Origin of the sequence: Pradoshia sp. D12, from assembly GCF_008935075.1 — a bacterium.
GTDB lineage: Bacteria > Bacillota > Bacilli > Bacillales > Pradoshiaceae > Pradoshia.
Genome location: NZ_CP044545.1, coordinates 1,894,856 through 1,915,109, shown reverse-complemented (window position 1 = coordinate 1,915,109; position 20,254 = coordinate 1,894,856). Strand labels below are relative to the sequence as shown.

The window sequence follows — 20,254 nt, the reverse complement described above, 5'->3', positions numbered from 1 at the left end:
ACACCGAGCAGCTTTACAAAAATGCGTTAATTTATAAAAGTAAAAGAATAAAACCACACCATCTGAGATGTGGTTTTTTAATAGTATACTTCGTGATTATATTCCCTTTCCTCTCTCCAATTCGCGTCCTGTAGCTTCTTCAATAATGTCCAAAAATTCATTTTCGATATCCTTGAATTCTACTCCTGGTGAAAGAGAACATCTGATGATTGTGGTTGCGTCATCAGATTCAAAAAAATTAGATTTGTTCTCTTTCTGTGGAAATATGCCAAACACTCTCTTAATGGCTGGATTCGCATACTTCGTTTTACGGGTGGTGTTGTAGTAAAACGACCTCACATTTGAATAATTGACGAGTTGAGAATACACCTTATAGCCTTGGTTATTATCGCGATTACGAGTGTAAACGCCTAGAGTGCCCAGTTTGTCATAAGATCTATATTTGAAATCCGCTAAGACGCTCCCTTTAAACACTCCTTGGTCATAAATATCCATCCTAAAGTCCGGTCTGTTGCTCTTTTCCACAGTGATTAGTGGGTTATCGAATGTATCGGCTTTTTCGGGTGGTTTAGAAATAAACGAATCGTACCAAACATTCAATACGAGGCCCTCAGAATTTCTGAGAGTTATTTTCGTGTTTGGGTCTAAGAATGGATAAATCGAATCGTCATTATGATCAAATATCCAACCCGAGATTTCATTGAAATTTAAATATTTGTTGTTCTTAAGCATTAATAACAGTTTAATAAATCCCCAAATTTCATATAACTTTGATGTTTCTTTCCAATAGTAAATGTAGTGTTTGAAAGGGTTGATCGTAAACGTACTCCCTTTGTTTAATTGCAAATACAAAGAATATATGGTTCGATAATAGGGAAATCGCGTTAATTTCTCTTGATTATTCATATGTGCATCGACATTTTCAAACCAATTTTCATCCAAAGCCAAAATAACATTGGCTTTTAGCTTCTTAAATTGTTCCAATCGTTCCTTTTCAATCACTAATTTTTTATCGATTATATCTGTTGGAGATTTATATCTTTTTTGCAATGCCAAGTCATTTTTTAAAGACACAATTTTCTTCTTCACATATTTTTCTACCAAGAAAATGCTGTCTAAAAATTCTTCTAACATCTTCTTTAAATTGCTGTTTATCGAAAGATTGTAGTCAATTATATAATCGTAGCTAGGAACCTTGTGGGTGGAAGTGTGTCTGCTCTGCTTTAATTGGGTCGTTTTCAGGTCGCTCCGCGTTGGCTGTCCTAACGATTTATACATATATTTTTTGGTTATTTTAAATCTAGGCTCTCGTAATATTAAATTGATGTTGTTAATCAAAGCCACTGAGTTTGAAATTAAGAAGTCGTATTTGCGGGTTATAGATTCATTGGTTGAATCATTTTCAAACCCAGCAAAATTTCTTCTAACTGCTGTTTCCTTAGCGAGGTCCACTAAGGTTCCTTCGATTTCTCCCCTCATTAAATTTAGTTGTTCTACGTGGATTCTTGAAGGGGTCACTTTCAAGAAAGCATAATACTCTTCATCGTGAACAGTGACTACCATTCTGTACACACCAGGTAAAAGACAGCTGAAATTAAGGTTATCCGTATTGAAATCAGATTCAAAATTTAAGTAGAGACCTCTGATTTCTTGCGAAGGATGAAAAAACACGGTTTCAGAATCTCTAAATGACTTTTCGGGCAACATATCCATTATTTCGATCCATAACTTAGCGTCCGGTTGGTTGCATTCAAATTTAACCCTTAAATCGCACAGTTCGGTGCAGGAGTAACTATACTCTTCAAGATTTTTTAAAGCTTCTTCTAAATCAGTTGAAAAACTAATAACCAAGTCTCCTACAGTGTTCTTATCCGAAAAAAAGAGCAAGTTAAATGGTATGCCCATACTCATCTAGCTCCTTAGCTAAATTGACTAGTTTTCTTTTTGCTGAATCAAAATCAGAAATACTTCGGTTGTTGTTTAACAATTTATAAAGATGCCCTTCTTCGTATTTTTCGTTTTGAATTTTACCAATCAGCGCTCCGAGTTGCTTTTGGGAACCCCTTAATTTCGGCAAAATCCTTTGTGTTAGTTGCAAATCGAATGCTTTGCTTCTAGGAAATTGCGGAGAGTTAGGGATATTCGCTATATACTCTTCAATTTGGTTAACAATCCTATATCCTACGCCAATTTGGTCTGTTGCTTCCTGCATTAAGCGGTTGATTTCCCACAAGATATCAATCTCTTCTGCAGTCAATACACTGTATTTATGGTTTTTCTGCATACTTTTTAGCTTAATGAAGGTTCTTAAAGGTTCCACAGTCTCAACTTCCCCTTTAGGTGACTCTTTCTTTTCGTTAAGGGCAGTTGCAAGTTTTTCCCGTACATCTTTGTATGGGCATAGTCCAAGTGAAATCGTATTGGCTCTATCAAGCACCTTATCTGAAAATTGGAATGAAGATTCGTCGATGTTAACCGTACCCGCAAACAAAAGATTTTCACTAAGTTTAATTTCAGACGGATATACGTTTTGGTTATAAACACGCCCGTTTAAGTTACTGCTATATAAATTAATGTGTCTATCATCAGGCTCTCTCTCTAATACGGATAGGAACTGGGAAAAATAATGCTCCACCTTTGCTAAGTTCATTTCATCTAAACAAACGATGTAACATTCATCAGGGTTGTTGTTTGCCTCGATGATGAAATCAACTAACCCTGACTCCCCAGGTCTATATATGCCTTGAGAGCTGTCTAGGTATCCTAATAAATCCGTATCGTCCTGCCAAAATGGTCTTACAGGAACGAATAGCAACTTACTTTTATTGACGTTTGAATAATCGCTGCCCTTGCTGGCAAATTTATTAAGAGCTTCGTGATAGCACTGTACGATACGTGATTTCCCTGTTCCGCTCAACCCAGCTAAGATCACAAGGCTTTTGTTCTTCATAGCCGTATGGAAGTTATACAAATCTAAAGGTGTATAAAGTTGGTTTTTTGACAATGCAACCTCTTCGAACACTTTCAAAAATTCTAGTTCATTAATATCCTCGATTTTTGATTTGGCTTTTTGAGGACTTACTTTGCGTCCTTTTGATATCAAGGATTCTCTAATCTCATTATCCTTTTCGCCTGTAACAAACATTACTTTGCCTTTAGATAAGTAATACTCTCCTAGTTCCTTTAAACTGATTTCTCTATAATATGTATTCTCTTTATTCGTGATAAATTTAAATTGATATTCCTCCGAATACTCAATCCCTTCAATAGGACCGAACGCATATAACCTATCAAGTTTTGGCTCCGAAAATGGTTCCTTAACAAGGCTAGATTTGTACTCACCTATCAAAACAAACGAAGGGTAGTCCTCGGATTCTTTAGATAGTGAAAAGTACGATTGGACGTATTCGTTGTTCTTTAACTTTTGGATAACATCTACTGTTTTTTTACCTGAATTAGTTCGAATAAAAGGGATTGGAAAATACGTATGATCGTTGTTTGATTCCCTTCTAACAACCTCTAAGTCGTATGCGTTATAAAAGGTTTGGTCATTTTCTTTATACTTAGCCTTAATTTTGAACATTAGATAATGTACATTTAAAAAATCGGTCAATTCCTTATATCTTTCTTCAGGTGTTAAGTCCTTATCGTCGGTAAACCCTAAGTTTTCTAACTCCCCTGAAAAACTGGTTACTCGCTTAGTTATATCATCTGTTATATTTTCTGGTGGATTAGAAATCACTTTGATTGGAAAGCGTATGATTGAATTCTCTTTCGTTAATAAGAAATGGTCCGTGTCCTGTAGTTTGCCAAGGAATTTTGTTTCAAACCATTTGGTTTCGGTCATAATAACCCTCCATTCTTCCAATGTACTGGTCAAAATTCTCTAGAGAGTCAATAAACAGTGCATTTCCTATTTCTCCAAAGTATTTAAAGATTTTTGAAGCAATTAATTTCGCTTCTTCTTTTTTGTTTAGGGTAAAAGAAAGCACGACTAACTTATGATAATTTTTATAGTCCTCTATCTCATCGATGCCTCCACTCGCATATTCATAATTTAAAAAATCTAAAGTCGTCACTTTAGAATCTATACATTTTCTATAAGAGTCATTTCCGTAAAACAAGAGCTTCAGTTTGCCTAGTTCTTCGTTTTCTATCTCGAACTGCCTCAATTCCTCTCTTAATTTCGTAAGTACATTCTCTAATCTTTGGTTTTCTTTTTTGGCTAATTTTAAATCTTTTTTTAAACCTTTGTTTTCGTGTTCTTGTGTTAAAACAGCTTTTCTTCTCTTCATCGCTATATCTTGTAATCTTTTATTCTCTTCTTCTAGTTTGGTGATAATGGATCGAAGATTTTTGACTAGTGATTCTTCTTCGTTAGTCTTCTCTTCTGTTTTTTTGAATGCTATGTTGTCATTTTGTGAATCTCCTAGATACTTTTCTAATAAGCTAACCTTATCCCCGAAAATCAACGCGAAAGCAACTTCTCCGATACTAGTATTCTCGATCTTTTCTGTTAACATTTTTTCATCAATGGTAGATGTTAAAGCCCAAGAATAATCTCTATTTTTTTCTTTTGTATATGTCTCAGCGGCTTTTTTTAATAAAGTTATCAATTTTTCTTCAGATACTTCAGTAAGTATCCTTTTCATTGTCTTTGTCTTGGTAGGGCTTGATGGGCCGTTAATACGAAAGCCCTTAACGCGCAATTTGTTAATTCTGAATATGTCTTCTAGTTGTTTGCTATCAAGCTTATCTATTATCTTTAAAAAAAGCTCATACATCGCCATCCTCCTAACTCTGCCGCTTACTTAAATTATACTAGAAAAGTTATTTTTAATAAATTCGATATTAACAAACTATTCAGATACCTTATTATGCGGAGGTTTCAAATTCAGAGAAAGTGGTTTCATAAATATATAGAGTAGTTGCAAAGACATATAGAAGAACACCGAGCTGCCTTGCAAAAGTGTTATAGTTTATCAGGAGTGTAAAAACAAAAAAACCATCATCTTAGTAATGAAGGTTTTTAAAATGAGATTTAACTTGGATATTGAGCAATAGTCAACTTAATTACTGTCTTGTTTCAGTTGTGGCTGTTGATGATGATTTCACCGTTATCTATTTGAATGAAAAAGTCATTAAGATTTTCAATAATGAACTTTTCTTCTTAAGTTATTGGTTTTTCAGGCAACTTTGGTTCAGATGTAGGAAAATCATCTGTTACATCTTGCCACTCTACCTGAACATATGCTTCGTTCATTACAGGGATGCTTGCTCCGGTAACTCGACCTTCGTTGATACATATAGAGTTTTCATTATCTACCCTTCTATGAAGTTCTCCTGAATCATCACAAGCAATTTTCACACCATATACTTATTCATAAGCAGCAATTAACGAGATCCGCGCTATCAATGCGTCCCTTGCGTCTTTGTACCATTTGCCGTTTATAATCATACTGTTGCCAATTGGGTCGCCTAAAGAAATTTGATATACTCGCTTCATTTCTCTCTTCTGTTAATTCATATTCTAATATTAACAGAGTGTCCAAAGTTCAGCGGTTATATACTTCGTATAGCTGAATATATTCTTATGTTTGCGATTAACAAAACACGCATAAAAAGGTTTGTTCTAAGAGTAGTCTCTCACTTCATATACAAATACCTAGTAGTCTTTGATTTAAAAATGATGACAAATACTCCCGAATTTTGTTTATATGGAATACCATTTATTTATCTGAGTTCCTAAAACGAAAATGAGCATTTAATTGACCCTTAATCATTTCATCCCGAATTTTTCTGCGTTGCATATCGTTTCTAATTTCTGCTGTTTGTACACCTTCTTCCATTTTTTCTGCAATCTTCATTAAGGTCTCTACATCTTGAAATGAGTATTTGCGAATTCCTTTAATTGATCTTTCGGGAAAAATCAATCCGCGTTCCTCGTAATAACGAATTTTCCGTTGGGAGATCCCTGTTAGTTCGCTGACAATGCCTATAGATATAACCTTCTTATCCTTATATGATGACATAGCTCCCTCCCCCCCTAAATAAGGCTATATGAATTGCTATATAGTTGATTATTACTTGTTTACAGTTAATCTCAAGGTGTTTGGGAGATGTTCTGACATATATTTTTTACAACTGCATAGATTATCAAGAATTTTTTGATGTTGATTTTTGAATTTTCAGTATTTTTAATTCTATCTATGTGAGATAATATCAAGGTACATTTTACTATATTTAGGGGGATTGCAGGTGAGCCAGGAGACTTCATATAAAGATAAAAAAGTCATAACAATCGGTGTTGTCAAAGAATTAACTGGGTTATCGGAAAGGCAAATCCGTTATTACGAAGAACGTAAACTCATTTTTCCTGCTAGAAACAATGGCGGAAGTCGGAAATATTCTTTTACAGATATAGAATTATTAATGGATATAGCTGAAAAAATTGAAGACGGCATACAGACCTATGAGATCAGGCAAGAAATGCTTAGAGAAAAGAAAAAAGAAGATGCAGCTAAAACGCACAAAAAAATGATTCAAGGGCAATTAAATGCTCAATTTGGTGTTCAAAAATACAACTAGACCGGTTTATCTCCTTTTGCACATACACTTCCACTCCTTTCCATAAAAACCACGTTAGGTTTCCTTACATGGTTGTAGAATTCCAATCCCTGATGATGCGACAATACAGACAGTAAAGGAAAACTTACTTAGGAAGGTGTGGAATTATGGATACGATTTTTTTAATGAATAGCCTTTGGGTGATGGTGGGAGCAGTGTTAGTCATCTTGATGATTGGTGGCTTTATCCTGCTAGAGACTGGATCCACTCGAATGAAAAATGCTGGACATATCGCAGGTAAAACGATTCTTACATTCGGAATTTCTTCTATTGTCTTTTGGGCAATAGGCTTTGGATTCATATTTGGGGATGGAGCTGGTTTAAGTAAATTCATTGGTTTATCTGACTTCTTTTACTCTGGGTATGATCTCGATGGTGTTGGTTTATCTGGAGCCGTATTCTTTTTATTCCAAACAGCCTTTGCCGGAATATCGATAACTATTGCTTTTGGGGGATTTGCAGAACGAGCGAAAATGGGTGTATATGTACTCTTCGCCGTTTTATTCTCTGCCCTTGTTTACCCTCCTATCGCTCACTGGATTTGGGGCGGTGGCTGGTTAGCTGATCATGGTAAACAAGATTTTGCCGGTTCCACTGTTGTTCACTTAACTGGTGCCATGGCAGCTTTGGCAGCTACGATCCATTTGAAACCGCGTATCGGTAAATTTAATAAAGATGGCTCAGCTAATAACTTATATGGACATAACCAAGTATACACAGCATTAAGTGTTTTATTGCTTTGGGTTGGATGGTTCGGTTTCAATGCCGGCAGTACGGTAGCAGTGGATGCAGGATTCTTTGGATTTGTTGCAGTTAATACGAATCTTGCCGCGGCTGCTGGAACGATAGCTGCCATGATTATTTCTTGGATTGTCATGGGGAAAGCAGATGTGTCCATGATGTTAAATGGAGCATTAGCCGGTCTGGTTGCCATTACGGCATCCTGTGCATTCGTTGAAGCTTGGGCATCCGTAGTTATTGGATTTGTTGCTGGAATTCTAGTATTTTATAGCATCCGTTTCTTTGAAGCTCGAAAAATTGATGATCCAATCTATGCTCTTTCCGTTCATGGAGCTGCTGGAATATGGGGCACCTTATCCACTGGCTTTTTTGCTACAAAAGAGCTGGCCACTGTCGGAAAAGCTGGTTTATTTTACGGCGGCGGCTTTAGCCAATTAGGTGTTCAAGCTTTGGGTGTCGTTGTATGCGGAGCATTTGCTTTTCTGGTATCCTATATTCTTTTATTAGGTATGAAAAAAGTGATGCGCGGCCTTCGTGTTACGGAGGAAGAAGAAATAATGGGATTGGATATGAGTGAACATGGCGCATATGGTTACCCTGAATTACTTAAAAATGAAACAACTGATAAATCTATCATGTAAATGGTATCCCCTGAACTGTGCTTAGTTCAGGGGATCATTTCCATTAAGGAGCGTCTGAATGGAAACCGAAAATCAGGACTATTCAAAAATATGGGCTTATCGAAAACAGCAATTTAATTCAATAACCTTAAGCCCTGATGAACTGAATTTGCTTCATGACGAGATTATAAGGCAGACCATCACGATAGCTTTTAATAAGACAACCCAAATATTTGGGTCTCCTCCCTCCCCTTTTTGCTTTTTTGTTATGGGAAGTGCCGGTCGAAAAGAACAAGGTATCTGGAGCGATCAGGACCATGGGATCATTTTTGAACACAATCATCCAGAAGTGCGAAATTATTTCTTATCGCTGGGGAAAGAAATATCCGAGGGGTTAATGCAAGTTGGATATAGCCTTTGTGAAGGTAAAGTGATGGCAAGTAATCCTTTCTGGTGCAGATCATACAATCAGTGGATGCAACAATTAAATGATTGGATAGATGATGCTTCATGGGAATCTATCCGTTATTTGCTTACTTTTATGGATAGTCGAGCATTTCTGGGCGAGGAAAGGTTTATACGGCAATTAAAACAGTATTCTTATCAACTAATTGATGAAAAACATTTATTAACCCGTATCCTGGATAATACAATGCATATAAAAAAAACGATTGGTGTATTCGGACAGTTACTTTTAGAAACTCACGGCCCATATTCTGGCTGTTTAAATATAAAGGAATCTGCTATATACCCATATGTGAATGCCGGAAGAATTCTAGCAATCAATGAGAAATTAAATGCAACCACCACTATCGATAGGCTTAAAGGTGTACCGGATTCTGTTCTACCAAAACAAAATCGAGAAAAATATGCTAATCAGTTTGCCAAACTACAAACATATCGGCTGGTCTATGGAATTCATACAGACTATGAATCCGGACATTACTTGGCTGTGAATAAGCTATCGAAAGTAGAAAAGAAAAATGTTAAGGACATAATCAAGGATGGGATTCAACTGACTGAATATGTGAAAATGCTTGCGGCAAAGGGTGATCAGAATGGGAATGAATGATTTTATCGAATTTTTCAGAGGAATGAGCGGTAAGATCAGTTCGAACGTACTCGCCGGTGTACAGGGGCAAGCAACTCCGCAAAATATCTCTTTTATGCGACAGCTAGAAAAGGAAGCGCGTAAAAAGGACGATCTAAATTGTCCTCTTGATCAGCTTGATGTGGTTGTGTTTGACATCGAAACAACAGGATTTTTCCCTGACAAAGGTGATCAGATGATCTCTATAGGTGCTGTGAAAATGCATGGATGTGAGATATTAACTGAAGAAAGCTTCTATTCACTGATTAAGACGGACATCCCTTTATCTCCTGAAATTACTTCTCTAACGAATATTACAGGTAAAGAACTTCAAGCCGCTCCGGAGAGTTCAGATGTCCTGATGAATTTCTTTAAATTTGTCTCGACTAAAAGTCTGGTTGCCCATCATTCTCAGCATGAGCAAAGCTTTATGCACAAGTTCACTTGGGACGTGACTCGAACAAAATTCCAGCATAGAATCCTTGATACTTCTTTCTTAACACAACTATTTAATCCCGTCAGCAGCTCAAATGCCTTAGAAGACTTATGTGCTGGATGCGGGATAGAAATCAAAAATAGACATCACGCATTGGGAGATGCCTTCATGACGGCCCGCTTATGGGGCTATTATCTATCAAAAGCCCAGGAAGCAGGTTTTAAAAACCTTAGTGAAATATATAATCACATAGCCAGATATAGGTAAGGGCCATATATCTTTTAATAATCCATTTAGACTATTAAGTAAAATAAATTGAGTGTAATAAAACTACAAAGAGGGGGTTCTTAACCCCCTCTAGCATTAAATACTACATAAATTTAAACCCCATATTTACCGCGGTCGTAGTAATACTGTCTATCAATCATACCTTTCAATCTAAACAGATCAATCCATAGAATGATAGAAAATGTACACATAACCGCTAACCAATACCAAAAGATATAATGGATACGTTCATGTATATACATTCTATGAGCTCCAATGGTTCCGAGAAGAAACCATAGTAGTAACGCGATTCCAAATGATTTTCTTTGTGCTCTCAAAATAAGTCCTTCTTTCTCTATATTATGTATAATATCAAGTATTCATAGCCTTCGCCCATCATTATGAAAGAAGCAAACAGCTATGTCTACCTGCTAAATTTAACAATTATACATAATACTAGAAGGAGTAACCACTTTTACAGTACGCATCTGAAAACAACCAGTTCTCAATGCTAATTAGCTTATCAGTAAGTTTTCATAAACCTCATCTGATTCGTACGAACACTGAATTGCGGGACATTCCTTATCAGATATTCTCAACTTAGTTACTGATTAATAGCTTTTTTTGATTTTTTAAGATCTTCATAGATTGTCTTAAAAACATAGCCCGCTACGGCTAAATCATCCACTTGGCCGAAACCGATAATAAAGTCAGGTATCACGTCTGTAGGTAATACTAAATATAATCCGGCAGCAGCGATAGCAAATTTTGATTTCTTCGATAATTTTTTCAGCATAGGATTACCTCCATTTTTATTTTAGCTTTTATTTAAACCTAGTCCACGGACGATCGGTTTTACCAGCGTATCCAACGGATTAATAATCTCAAGACCTGTTTGTTTAGCACCATCATACATAGATAGTTGACCAACTGATAGGATATCTTGAGATTTTTGACGATATAACGTAATATATTCCGCTATTTTTTCGTTATATTGTTCAGTCATCCCCTTCATCATTAAATCGAATGTACCTTCTATAACATGAACATTAATAGGTAATGTCTTTCCCTTTATAGCAGCATATTGATGAAGTCGGTCCATCGTTCCCTTTACAGTTCCTGGATTCGAAAAGAATATAGTCTGTGGTTCAGTAACCCCGCAGATTGCTTCGAAAAAAGGCTCGTCTATTTTATATATTGGTAGTTTGGATGTTACATGTTCTTCCTGTAACAGAGCAATATAATTTGTACATGTCAGAAGAATCCCATCTACCTGACAGCTCTCCATCCAGTTTATTTGTTCTGCAATTTTCATACCAGCTTGTTCTTTTTGAAAAGATAAATCATGAGTTAAACGACTCATTAAACCTGGATCCACAAAGTGTATAAGGTCTACCTCATAGGGTGAGAATGCCTCGTCAATATAATGAATATTTGAATGATGTGCATGCATACACGTCAATCGTTTTCCCAAAATAATTCACCTCTATTAAGTTTATAATAGTTTACCAGCTATACTTTTCACTGTCTATTTCCTTCTATTACCTTATACGTATAGCTTTAAATTTTGTTTCACCCTACCATATATTGTATAGTTATATCGTACACGATATAAAGGGAGGAATACGATGAAAAGTGTTTACGATTTTGAAGTAAAAAAGACAAACGGCAAATTGCAATCTTTAAAAGAATATGAAGGCAAGCCTCTCCTTATCGTTAATACAGCCAGTAAATGTGGGCTGGCGCCTCAATTTAAAGGACTTCAGGAGTTATATAAAAAATTTAACAGCCAAGGCTTTGAGGTATTAGGATTCCCATGCGACCAATTTAATAGTCAGGAATATGATGATATTAATAAAACCACCGAGTTTTGCCAAATAAACTATGGAGTTACATTCCCGATTTTTGCGAAAATCGATGTAAATGGTGATCATGCTGACCCGCTTTTTCAGTATTTAACGACTGAACAGAAAGGTCTCCTTAGCAAAAAAATCAAATGGAATTTCACTAAATTTTTAATTGATAAAAAAGGTCAAGTTGTCGAGCGTTATGCTCCAACCACCGCTCCCGAAAAAATTAAAAAAGATATAGAAGAAGAATTGGAAAAGTGATAGGTTATGGAGAAGGATGTTGCATTAAACAAACAGTTATGCTTTGTTTTATACGAAACTACCAATGAATTTACGAGGCTATATTCTAATGTTTTAAAGCCATTTGGCTTAACGTATCCGCAATACTTAGTTTTATTGAGCTTATGGGAGCAAGATCAAGTTCCAATGAAAGAGCTTGGGCAAAAGCTGAATATGGGAACTGGGACGTTAAATCCCATTATTTCAAGGATGCAGCAAAGCGGATGGCTAATAAAAGAACGGTCTAAGACGGACGAACGCATGATGCTGATCTCTCTGCAAGAAAAAGCATATAAGCAAAAAAATAATATCATTGATTCCATTAAGTCGAAAATTGAGGAATGTGGATTAGAAATCGAGGAGTATCAAGCATTGATGGAATACGTAAATAAACTCAATGCAAAGTTAAAAAGTCTTTAAGCTAAAAAAAAGCTGTCTCAATGAGACAGCTTTTTTTATATTACTCTTAAAGATTATCAGTATCAATCTTATTTTTTTGATATGGCTTTGCAGTTAAACGGTCTGTATCTTCGTCTGTTAACGAAGAATCCTGTACAGAGGTACCCTCCATACGAGTAGTTGTATTATGATCATTTACAAATGGATTACCATCCTTGTCAACCTGAACATCTTCTTTTTTAACGGTATCTTGAACGGTTTTGGTATCTGTAACTTTTTCTTTACCGATCACAATCTCATCAGTTACAACTGGCTTTTTGGTCACTTCTATTTTTTCCTCTGTTACAGGGATACGAATTTCTTCATTGTCAGTGATAGCACCCAATTGATCTGTCGTATCACGATCTGTTACTTTACGTCGCTCAATATAAACTTCTTCATGGTCCACTGGTACTTCAACTTCTTTTTGTGTTTCCGTTACTTTTTTATTAACAATTACTTCTCCAGTTTTCACTTCATTTTTATCAACGTTTAATCGTTCTTCGCGAAGTTTAATTCTTCTTTCTTCGTCAGTTAGTGTATCATCATTTGCCAAACGATCAGTTGTATTAAGAGCGGCAGAAGCATTTGCTCCTGAATTCAGATCTTCAGTACGATCCATGCCAATTGTATCTCCAAGCTGTGCATCTTGATCAACAAGAACTAAAACTTTTCCGTTGTTCACTTCTTCTGCATAGCGTGCACTTTCTTCAGAAGTAAAACCATAGTCCGTTCTCATTTTCTCTTCAACTGGATTATTAGTATCCAATGTAAAGAATTTTGCTACTTTATCCATAAAGGAATCTTCATCATTTGATACTGTTTTAACATCTTTATCTATCGTGTAATTTCCCATCAAATCTAATTTATCTGCATTATCTGCGACTACAGTAATATCAGAACTATCATACCCTTTTGCTTTCAAACTATTAATAGCCTGTACGACTTCTGCACTTTGTGTGTAAACTCCATAAACTGTTTTATTCATGTTATATTCCTCCTAGCAATTTTTGTTCGGATAATATTTGCTTCACAGTTAAAATATACCCACACTGGAAATCAATAAACAATAAAGTGAGAATCAACACCCTGATTATGTCAAGTGTTTTTTTTGCATATATGGTAGGTTCTCGTTTTTATTTTATTGAAATTTTTTTATTATCTTTGTCTTTTTAGGGGAATCTGGCAAATAAACACCCGTTCTCAATCCTTAATTCTCATAAAGTAAACTGGATATTTATGTTAAAATAAACAAAGAAGAGTGTGAAGAATATTTCGGAGGTGAATGAATGTGGAGACTTTAGCAGTCTTAATCATTGGTATTTTTATTATGTTTATTGGTTTTTTAGTATTAAGGAATAAAGCCCTCTTCTTAGTGAATCTTGTTTTGTGGAACGGTGTTTCAGGTGACGAAGAATTGTTATCTCGTATTTTTGGGACAATTTTATTAGTGGTTGGCTTAATCGTGACCCTTCTACCCATTTTCTTGTCTTAAATTACTCATTTTCATACACCTCGTAACCAATAAATCTTCTAAAAAAAGAGAGCCTAATTGGCTCTCCTCTCATCCTTTTAAAACATTATTAGCAAATATTTGATCAACGATATCCATGACTTCAATAGAATCATGCCAAGTCATTTGTGGACTCTCAAGCACACCTTCTTGAAGGCATCGGCCTACTTCACGGATTTGATATTCAAATCCAGTTAATTCGAAAGGTTCTTCAATCGTCCATTCTTTATTTGGGGTGGTGATTGTTGCGGACTGGGCATTTGAAAAATACGGTATATAAATACTGCCGTCTGTGCCTAATAGACTTGCATCTTTTCGTGTATTTGCCCTTATCGTACAGTAAATTTGAGCAAACGATCCATTGTCATAGCTTAATTGTATAGTCCCATTTTCATCTACATCTGTTACTCCATATTGTAATGAGCTTTGAATCGATTTTGGTTTATTTCCAAGTAAATAAGCGCAATATGAGATAGGATAAATCCCGATATCTAATAATGCTCCTCCGCCAAGTTCTCGGTTAAATATGCGCCCCTTCGGATCAAATTCTCCTTTAAAACCGAGTTCCGCTCTCATGAAAGTAGGCTCTCCAATGACACCTTCCTTGACGAGGTTTCTTATTTCTTTATTAATTGGCATAAAGCGTGATTTCATCGCTTCCATAAAGAAGACCTTATTCTCTTTAGCAGCATGGATGACTTCTTGAACTTCTTCTTTATTCATTGTAACAGGCTTTTCACAAAGCACGGCTTTTCCATGGTTTAAACAACGAATCGCATTTTCTTTATGAAATGGGTGTGGAACAGCGATATAAATAGCATCAATTTGTTCATCCTGTATTAGCTCATCATATGTACCATAACAAAATTTTTCTTCAACCCCGTATTTTCGGCCAAATTCGAGCGCGTGATCCTTCGTCCTGGAGGCGACTGCTTTTAAAGTAACGCCATCCATTGCTTTCACCGTTTTCGCAAAACGTTCTGCTATGTTACCAAGTCCAATAATACCCCACTGAATTGTTTTCATAGAATCCCTCAATTTCGTTTATTTAATTTATAGAATATTTACATTCATTATAATATAAATGAATCATAGATGAGATAATTAGTAGTGGAAAGACCCAAAATAAAATAGCACACCAATCATGATGTACTATTTTATCCTATATTTTATATAGCCAACGCAGCTGTTATTTATTAAATTTATGACTCTTTGTCGCCATTTATAAGCTCGATTGCTTCATTTTCACTGGTCAGTGGTTTGTAGCAAACAAAATTTTCACATACATAATAGGTTTCCTGATCATTGACCTTGGAATAACCTGCCGCAAAATCAGCAACACCAGTAAATAAAGAGGAATCCTCGTTTGCCAGATAAGTTAAGTTTGGATGAAACTCCTTGTGCAAATGTGTGATAACGTTATTCTCTGAATCCGTACTTCCCAATACAACGACTTCCTTCATTTTCATTTGGGTTGTCATATACGCCATTAACATATAAGTATGACCCATTGGATAGTGAATCACATCATCGCCAAATGCGTCAAAAACGTTCTGTACCTTATCCTCCAATGAAAACTCACCAGTTAAACGAGCCAGCCTTAGCATTTGTAAGGTTGCGACACTATTCCCGGATGGTAATGCTCCATCATATACATCTTTTGGACGGATCAGCAATTCCTCATTATCCTCTCCATAAAAATAGAATCCACCATTTTCCCCATCCCAAAATAATTCGATCATTTGATGCGTAAGTGTTTTTGCTTTTTTGAGATAGGATAAATCAAATGTCGTTTCATAGAGTTCAATGTAAGCCCAAAGAAGATACGCATAGTCATCAATAAATCCTTCCTGCTTAACCTCACCATCTCTGTATCGGACCATGACTCTTCCATCCACGATTAAATTCTGTTCAATAAATTGGATAGCACTTTTTGCTGCAACCAGTGCTTCCTGATGATTGTAAACTCTACCAGCTTTGGCTAGAGCGGCAATCATTAATCCGTTCCAGGCAGTCAATATTTTGTCATCCTTATGCGGATGAACCCGCTCCTCGCGAACATTAAATAAGACTTTCCTTGCTTCCTCCAATTGTTTACGAACTTCTGCTGCGTCTAAATCATTATGAGCAGCAAATGAGTCAATTGGTTCACGAATTAGATTAGGAATATTTTCGCCTTCAAAGTTTCCTTCAGGGGTTATATCATAAACAGCGCAATATAATTCTGCTACGTCTTCATCAAGGTGATCAAAGATTTCAAAGTAGTCCCATATATAGAATTTCCCTTCCACACCCTCTGAATCTGCATCCTCCGCTGAGTAAAATCCGCCATCAGGATGTCGCATGTCCCGTAAAACATATTCAATGATTTGTTCAGATATCACTTGATGGCTATTTTCTCCGGTAACCTGATAGGCTTCTGTATACGCCATTAACAGCATGGCATTATCATATAGCATCTTTTCAAAATGTGGGACTAAGTATAATTCATCAGTGGAATAGCGAGAAAACCCGTATCCGATATGATCATAGATTCCACCTCTTGATAGCCCTTCTAATGTCTTTAGCACCATATTCAATGCTTCCTGATCCTTCGTCATATGGAAGTAACGCAGCAGGAACATTAAATTATGTGGTGTAGGAAATTTCGGAGCCGAGCCAAACCCGCCATACTGTTCATCAAATACCCGCTTAAATTGTTGAACAGCTGCATTGATCGCAGTCATCGTTAATTTCTCACTCGATGTCTCCTGTTTCGGTGGCATAATTGCATCTTTAATCCGCTCACCTGTCATTTCGATTTTATGTGGCTCGTTAATATACGTATCGTGTAGCTGAGTAATCACATCTATTATTCCAGGACGACCATAACGGCTATGCTTAGGAAAATAGGTTCCTGCATAAAAGGGGACCTGATCAGGAGTTAAAAACACATTGAGCGGCCAACCGCCTTGTCCCGTCATCACCTGGCACACGGACATATAAATCGAATCCAAATCAGGACGTTCTTCCCGATCTACCTTTATGGAAACAAACCGCTCATTTATAACCGACGCCACTTCTTCATCTTCAAAGCTTTCCCTCTCCATCACATGACACCAATGGCAAGTGCTGTACCCAATACTTACAAAAACTGGTTTATTTTCTTGTTTTGCCTTCTCAAAAGCCTCTTTTCCCCATGGAAACCAGTCTACAGGGTTGTAGGCATGCTGCAAAAGGTATGGAGATTTTTCATTTATTAGTCTATTTGGACTAGCTTTTTCATTCATATAATCATTTCTCCTTTTGAAATCAGGATTTTTTCATTTACACAAAGTTTTACCTTTCACCTTCACACGTTATGGATTTAACTTATCCTTTTTATTCAATACAGATCTTTCACTAGTATAAACTTAATTCCATTATTTATTGATTTATAAGGATTTTCATTCAATAAAAAAGGCATCCTAATTGGATACCTTTTTCTTTTCCCAGTAGTCAAGAATAGCTTCTTTTAACCATTTATTATTCGTTGTTCTTTCAAGACTATAAATCCATTCTTCTATATTAATTGGTAAATCTAATTCAGCTTTAATATCTACTTTATAAATTGGCATTTCAACTCTTCTTATATTTTCGATATGGATTCCGCTGGTTATTTTATTTGTAATAATCGTGATTATATTTTTATAAATTTATATATTATTATAATTAATATGATTTATAGACGATAAAAAAGACTTCATAATGAAGTCTAAGTAATATCTATTCCTCTATATTATTCTTATAAATATACAACCAATTAAAAACCCTATTACATCACATCGCTGGAGTAATAGGGTTTCCGCCAATAGTTAAATGTTTCATTTAGAAAAAGCTGGATGTTCCCAATAATTTTGAGATATATTTGGAATATTATCAGTTAAGAAATTTTCCCAATTAATCTTATCTCTAGTTTCTTTGTTGAATGATGATTTCATAACTATAGAATTTGAACTATTTCCATACTGATCTTGCATAGGGAATAATATATTAAAATCAACTGTGTCAATTCCTTCTACACCGTCTAAATCTTCTAATATATCCTGGGTGTCTAGCCACATACCTCTTCTTATCATATTAGTGGTTAAGTTGTCATTGCCCAAAACACGTATTAATACAAATTTTCCGCTAGCATTATATGTCACTTCTTCGAGATTTTCTTCCCCAAAATGTTCCTCTACTGCTTTTCTCACAATGTTTTCTGGTTTCTTAGCCTCTTCCGCTTTCTTAGCCTCTTCTGCTTTTTTGGCCTCTTCTGCTTTCTTGGCCTCTTCTGCTTTCTTAGCCTCTTCTGCTTTCTTGGCCTCTTCTGCTTTCTTGGCCTCTTCTGCTTTTGCTTCCTCCGTAGTTTCTAGCCCAGTAGAAGTGCCTTTATCGGTTTCAGAAGTAGTTGATTCAGTCGGAGGAACTGTTACCATCATTAATACAAAAAGTACTAAAAGAGCTATACCGCCTTTTTTCAAGACTTCTTTACGAGAAGACATTTTTATTTTCGTAGGTTTGATTATTCCAACAACAACTAAGATTGTCGCGACTAAAAAAAGTAATGTTAAAAATCCAAACAATTAAAGCCAACTCCTTGATGTATATTGTATATCATATGCGTAATCCCTACGTTTGTATATTTCGCATGTAATATCGATATAACTTTAGCATAAAAAATAATGATTTGCTCTCGGGGATTTTTGGTAAAATTCGATAGTTTGCAATATGTAAGTGGAGATATAAATGGACTGTTTAAATAAGTCTGATACTCAAAAGCGAGATAGAAAATAACTCATTTGTTCTGGTTATGTAAGTTTATGTGATTTCTGAAATACACATTGACAATAATAAATATTCGACGGATTACAGTATCTTATTGGCGCATACAAGGTGAAAAATAACTCCAAACAATCACCGTAATCATACAATACCTCATTACTTGTTATTATCTTCTAAAATAACGCAGAAAACTATTTTGTCTCATTACTACTAAAGCAACTAACATTTCCTCTAACTCTATAATCTTGGTACCGGTGTCTCTTAGACGGAATAGCATCTTTTGAATGCGCAAAAAAATTAAGAAGCTCAAAGGCTCCACTCATCTCAGCCTTCAAGCTTCCCTCCCTTATCTATACAGCAAATATTTAGATCTTAGTTTCATGAAGTCTTTCAAATCCTTTTCCCATTTCTGCTTGATTTGTTTTACGGATTTACCTGCTTCGATATCATCGCGAATCCAGCCGTTGCCGATAAGCAAGTCGAAATAGGAAATTCCTTTGCTGTCCTCTGTACGGAATTCGAAATCATCCGGATACATGTCATGAATGGTCTTAACGATATGAAGACCTGCCTCAAGAGGCACGAAATCATTATAGTCTGTTATATGAACCTGAACACCATGGGATAGGATTCCACTATGCTTCGAGAATGTCGGCGTGAACGAGGCTGCTCGGAATTGAACACCTTTTAAGTTTAGCTTGTTTAGCTCCTTTGCTAGCTCTGTTCCATTTATGAATGGGGCTCCGAGCAATTCAAAAGGTTTCGTTGTTCCGCGCCCTTCGGATAAATTCGTGCCTTCAATTAATCCTGTGCCCGGGTATACATAAGCTGTGTCGAGTGTCGGCATGTTTGGGGATGGAAGGACCCATTCTAGTCCTGTATCTTCATAATTCATATGACGCTTCCAATTTTTCATTTTTACAACGGTTAAATCCGCCCCAATGCCAAATTCCTTGTTAAATAGTTTCGCGAGTTCTCCAACAGTCATCCCATGTCTGAGTGGGATTTCGTATTGCCCGATAAACGAAGCATATTCGGGTGCTTCAAGAATCGGTCCTTCCACCTTCAGTCCTCCTAGGGGATTCGGGCGATCAAGTACGATGAATGGGATTCCTTGTTCCTTTGCCGCATCCATCGCTAATGCCATTGTGTAAATATACGTATAGAAGCGTGCGCCTACATCCTGAATATCAAATACAAGTACATCAATATCTTTTAACATTTCCGGTGTTGGTTTACGGGTTTTGCCGTAAAGGCTGTATACAGGAAGACCAGTAGTTTCATCAATGTAGAAATCAACATAGCTGCCGGCCTGCGCGTCTCCTCTAACTCCATGTTCCGGGCCATATAAAGCGGTGAGATTGATATCCTCATCCTCATAGAAACGGTCAACAATGCTGTTAAGCTCTTGATCTACACCGGTCGGATTTGTGATGAGACCTACCCTTTTACCTTCCAGCAATTCTTTTTTATCACTTAGAATAACGTCGACGCCTAGTTCTAAATCCTTCTTTTTATGCTTGTCCTTTTGACCTGCTTGGGCGAAAGAAATCGTTGATAAAATCAGAATCAGTGTGAATAGGACAGCGAAACTTCTCTTCTGCATAT

The 20,254-nt window shown here is 36.2% G+C and carries 22 protein-coding genes; 7 read left to right on the top strand and 15 right to left on the bottom strand.

The window, feature by feature from the left end; all coding sequences use genetic code 11:
- Positions 1-96: 96 nt before the first annotated feature.
- The 6 genes from F7984_RS09305 to F7984_RS09290 form a co-directional block, all read right to left on the bottom strand.
- Positions 97-1,905, bottom strand: a complete 1,809-nt coding sequence (locus F7984_RS09305) for a nuclease domain-containing protein (RefSeq protein ID WP_180349958.1) — start codon at positions 1,903-1,905, stop codon at positions 97-99.
- Positions 1,889-3,847: an McrB family protein gene (locus F7984_RS09300; RefSeq protein WP_140461459.1), complete on the bottom strand. Its 1,959-nt coding sequence runs from the start codon at positions 3,845-3,847 to the stop codon at positions 1,889-1,891. Before F7984_RS09300 ends, F7984_RS09305 begins: the two co-directional genes overlap by 17 nt.
- Positions 3,825-4,790, bottom strand: a complete 966-nt coding sequence (locus F7984_RS09295; RefSeq protein WP_139891938.1) for a hypothetical protein — start codon at positions 4,788-4,790, stop codon at positions 3,825-3,827. Before F7984_RS09295 ends, F7984_RS09300 begins: the two co-directional genes overlap by 23 nt.
- A 380-nt stretch (positions 4,791-5,170) precedes the next feature.
- A complete protein-coding gene (locus tag F7984_RS19035; RefSeq protein ID WP_066103824.1) occupies positions 5,171-5,368 on the bottom strand; it encodes a hypothetical protein in 198 nt (65 codons plus the stop codon).
- Between the two features lie 9 nt (positions 5,369-5,377).
- A complete protein-coding gene (locus tag F7984_RS19535; RefSeq protein ID WP_257469042.1) occupies positions 5,378-5,506 on the bottom strand; it encodes a hypothetical protein in 129 nt (42 codons plus the stop codon).
- 223 nt (positions 5,507-5,729) lie between these two features.
- Entirely contained in the window at positions 5,730-6,032 is a 303-nt protein-coding gene (locus tag F7984_RS09290) for a MerR family transcriptional regulator (RefSeq protein WP_066103826.1), read from the bottom strand.
- A gap of 226 nt (positions 6,033-6,258) precedes the next feature.
- On the opposite strand from F7984_RS09290, the gene F7984_RS09285 reads away from it, so the two are divergent.
- The 4 genes from F7984_RS09285 (at position 6,259) to F7984_RS09270 (ending at position 9,781) form a co-directional block, all read left to right on the top strand.
- Positions 6,259-6,588: a MerR family transcriptional regulator gene (locus F7984_RS09285; protein ID WP_066103828.1), complete on the top strand. Its 330-nt coding sequence runs from the start codon at positions 6,259-6,261 to the stop codon at positions 6,586-6,588.
- Between the two features lie 146 nt (positions 6,589-6,734).
- Positions 6,735-8,009 (top strand): ammonium transporter, encoded by a 1,275-nt coding sequence (locus F7984_RS09280; RefSeq protein WP_066103830.1) that lies wholly within the window; start codon positions 6,735-6,737, stop codon positions 8,007-8,009.
- A gap of 58 nt (positions 8,010-8,067) precedes the next feature.
- Positions 8,068-9,060, top strand: coding sequence for a DUF294 nucleotidyltransferase-like domain-containing protein (locus F7984_RS09275; RefSeq protein ID WP_140461458.1), 993 nt, complete (start codon positions 8,068-8,070; stop codon positions 9,058-9,060).
- Positions 9,047-9,781 (top strand): exonuclease domain-containing protein, encoded by a 735-nt coding sequence (locus tag F7984_RS09270; protein ID WP_066103835.1) that lies wholly within the window; start codon positions 9,047-9,049, stop codon positions 9,779-9,781. Before F7984_RS09275 ends, F7984_RS09270 begins: the two co-directional genes overlap by 14 nt.
- A 113-nt stretch (positions 9,782-9,894) precedes the next feature.
- Here the strand turns inward: F7984_RS09270 and F7984_RS09265 are convergent, their stop codons facing one another.
- From F7984_RS09265 to F7984_RS09255, 3 genes are all read right to left on the bottom strand, one after another.
- Positions 9,895-10,119 (bottom strand): NINE protein, encoded by a 225-nt coding sequence (locus tag F7984_RS09265; RefSeq protein WP_181162000.1) that lies wholly within the window; start codon positions 10,117-10,119, stop codon positions 9,895-9,897.
- Positions 10,120-10,385: 266 nt separating this feature from the next.
- The gene (locus tag F7984_RS09260; RefSeq protein WP_066103840.1) at positions 10,386-10,577 is read right to left on the bottom strand and encodes a YkvA family protein; all 192 of its coding nucleotides are present in this window, start codon (positions 10,575-10,577) and stop codon (positions 10,386-10,388) included.
- Between the two features lie 21 nt (positions 10,578-10,598).
- Positions 10,599-11,255 carry a hypothetical protein gene (locus F7984_RS09255; protein ID WP_140461456.1) on the bottom strand — a complete coding sequence of 219 codons (657 nt, stop codon included), beginning with the start codon at positions 11,253-11,255 and terminating at the stop codon, positions 10,599-10,601.
- A gap of 154 nt (positions 11,256-11,409) precedes the next feature.
- Here F7984_RS09255 and F7984_RS09250 point away from each other — a divergent pair, with 154 nt between their 5' ends.
- The gene (locus F7984_RS09250; protein ID WP_139891942.1) at positions 11,410-11,892 is read left to right on the top strand and encodes a glutathione peroxidase; all 483 of its coding nucleotides are present in this window, start codon (positions 11,410-11,412) and stop codon (positions 11,890-11,892) included.
- A gap of 6 nt (positions 11,893-11,898) precedes the next feature.
- Positions 11,899-12,330 (top strand): MarR family winged helix-turn-helix transcriptional regulator, encoded by a 432-nt coding sequence (locus tag F7984_RS09245; protein ID WP_139891943.1) that lies wholly within the window; start codon positions 11,899-11,901, stop codon positions 12,328-12,330.
- Between the two features lie 46 nt (positions 12,331-12,376).
- Here the strand turns inward: F7984_RS09245 and F7984_RS09240 are convergent, their stop codons facing one another.
- On the bottom strand, positions 12,377-13,336 hold the full coding sequence (locus F7984_RS09240) for a YsnF/AvaK domain-containing protein (RefSeq protein WP_140461455.1): 960 nt from the start codon (positions 13,334-13,336) through the stop codon (positions 12,377-12,379).
- Positions 13,337-13,639: 303 nt separating this feature from the next.
- On the opposite strand from F7984_RS09240, the gene F7984_RS09235 reads away from it, so the two are divergent.
- Positions 13,640-13,843, top strand: a complete 204-nt coding sequence (locus F7984_RS09235; RefSeq protein ID WP_066103850.1) for a hypothetical protein — start codon at positions 13,640-13,642, stop codon at positions 13,841-13,843.
- A 69-nt stretch (positions 13,844-13,912) separates the two neighbouring features.
- Here the strand turns inward: F7984_RS09235 and F7984_RS09230 are convergent, their stop codons facing one another.
- The 5 genes from F7984_RS09230 to F7984_RS09215 all read right to left on the bottom strand — a co-directional run bounded on the left by F7984_RS09230 (position 13,913) and on the right by F7984_RS09215 (position 20,252).
- Positions 13,913-14,887: a Gfo/Idh/MocA family protein gene (locus F7984_RS09230; RefSeq protein ID WP_140461454.1), complete on the bottom strand. Its 975-nt coding sequence runs from the start codon at positions 14,885-14,887 to the stop codon at positions 13,913-13,915.
- A 176-nt stretch (positions 14,888-15,063) separates the two neighbouring features.
- Positions 15,064-17,130, bottom strand: coding sequence for a thioredoxin domain-containing protein (locus F7984_RS09225; RefSeq protein WP_140461453.1), 2,067 nt, complete (start codon positions 17,128-17,130; stop codon positions 15,064-15,066).
- A 177-nt stretch (positions 17,131-17,307) separates the two neighbouring features.
- Complete coding sequence (locus F7984_RS19030; RefSeq protein ID WP_181161999.1) at positions 17,308-17,457, bottom strand: hypothetical protein; 150 nt, start codon at positions 17,455-17,457, stop codon at positions 17,308-17,310.
- Positions 17,458-17,703: 246 nt separating this feature from the next.
- On the bottom strand, positions 17,704-18,447 hold the full coding sequence (locus F7984_RS09220) for a hypothetical protein (RefSeq protein ID WP_140461452.1): 744 nt from the start codon (positions 18,445-18,447) through the stop codon (positions 17,704-17,706).
- 545 nt (positions 18,448-18,992) lie between these two features.
- Positions 18,993-20,252 carry an exo-beta-N-acetylmuramidase NamZ family protein gene (locus tag F7984_RS09215; protein WP_140461451.1) on the bottom strand — a complete coding sequence of 420 codons (1,260 nt, stop codon included), beginning with the start codon at positions 20,250-20,252 and terminating at the stop codon, positions 18,993-18,995.
- Positions 20,253-20,254: the final 2 nt, after the last annotated feature.

What these genes read in the sequence shown, in the direction of transcription:
- F7984_RS19030 (WP_181161999.1), bottom strand. Translation starts at nt 17,457, where the DNA reads ATGCCAATTTATAAAGTAGATATTAAAGCTGAATTAGATTTACCAATT.
- F7984_RS19535 (WP_257469042.1), bottom strand. Translation starts at nt 5,506, where the DNA reads ATGAAGCGAGTATATCAAATTTCTTTAGGCGACCCAATTGGCAACAGT.
- F7984_RS09225 (WP_140461453.1), bottom strand. Translation starts at nt 17,130, where the DNA reads ATGAATGAAAAAGCTAGTCCAAATAGACTAATAAATGAAAAATCTCCA.
- F7984_RS09270 (WP_066103835.1), top strand. Translation starts at nt 9,047, where the DNA reads ATGGGAATGAATGATTTTATCGAATTTTTCAGAGGAATGAGCGGTAAG.
- F7984_RS09215 (WP_140461451.1), bottom strand. Translation starts at nt 20,252, where the DNA reads ATGCAGAAGAGAAGTTTCGCTGTCCTATTCACACTGATTCTGATTTTA.
- F7984_RS09305 (WP_180349958.1), bottom strand. Translation starts at nt 1,905, where the DNA reads ATGGGCATACCATTTAACTTGCTCTTTTTTTCGGATAAGAACACTGTA.
- F7984_RS09290 (WP_066103826.1), bottom strand. Translation starts at nt 6,032, where the DNA reads ATGTCATCATATAAGGATAAGAAGGTTATATCTATAGGCATTGTCAGC.
- F7984_RS09230 (WP_140461454.1), bottom strand. Translation starts at nt 14,887, where the DNA reads ATGAAAACAATTCAGTGGGGTATTATTGGACTTGGTAACATAGCAGAA.
- F7984_RS09295 (WP_139891938.1), bottom strand. Translation starts at nt 4,790, where the DNA reads ATGGCGATGTATGAGCTTTTTTTAAAGATAATAGATAAGCTTGATAGC.
- F7984_RS09260 (WP_066103840.1), bottom strand. Translation starts at nt 10,577, where the DNA reads ATGCTGAAAAAATTATCGAAGAAATCAAAATTTGCTATCGCTGCTGCC.
- F7984_RS09250 (WP_139891942.1), top strand. Translation starts at nt 11,410, where the DNA reads ATGAAAAGTGTTTACGATTTTGAAGTAAAAAAGACAAACGGCAAATTG.
- F7984_RS09240 (WP_140461455.1), bottom strand. Translation starts at nt 13,336, where the DNA reads ATGAATAAAACAGTTTATGGAGTTTACACACAAAGTGCAGAAGTCGTA.
- F7984_RS09280 (WP_066103830.1), top strand. Translation starts at nt 6,735, where the DNA reads ATGGATACGATTTTTTTAATGAATAGCCTTTGGGTGATGGTGGGAGCA.
- F7984_RS09275 (WP_140461458.1), top strand. Translation starts at nt 8,068, where the DNA reads ATGGAAACCGAAAATCAGGACTATTCAAAAATATGGGCTTATCGAAAA.
- F7984_RS09300 (WP_140461459.1), bottom strand. Translation starts at nt 3,847, where the DNA reads ATGACCGAAACCAAATGGTTTGAAACAAAATTCCTTGGCAAACTACAG.
- F7984_RS09245 (WP_139891943.1), top strand. Translation starts at nt 11,899, where the DNA reads ATGGAGAAGGATGTTGCATTAAACAAACAGTTATGCTTTGTTTTATAC.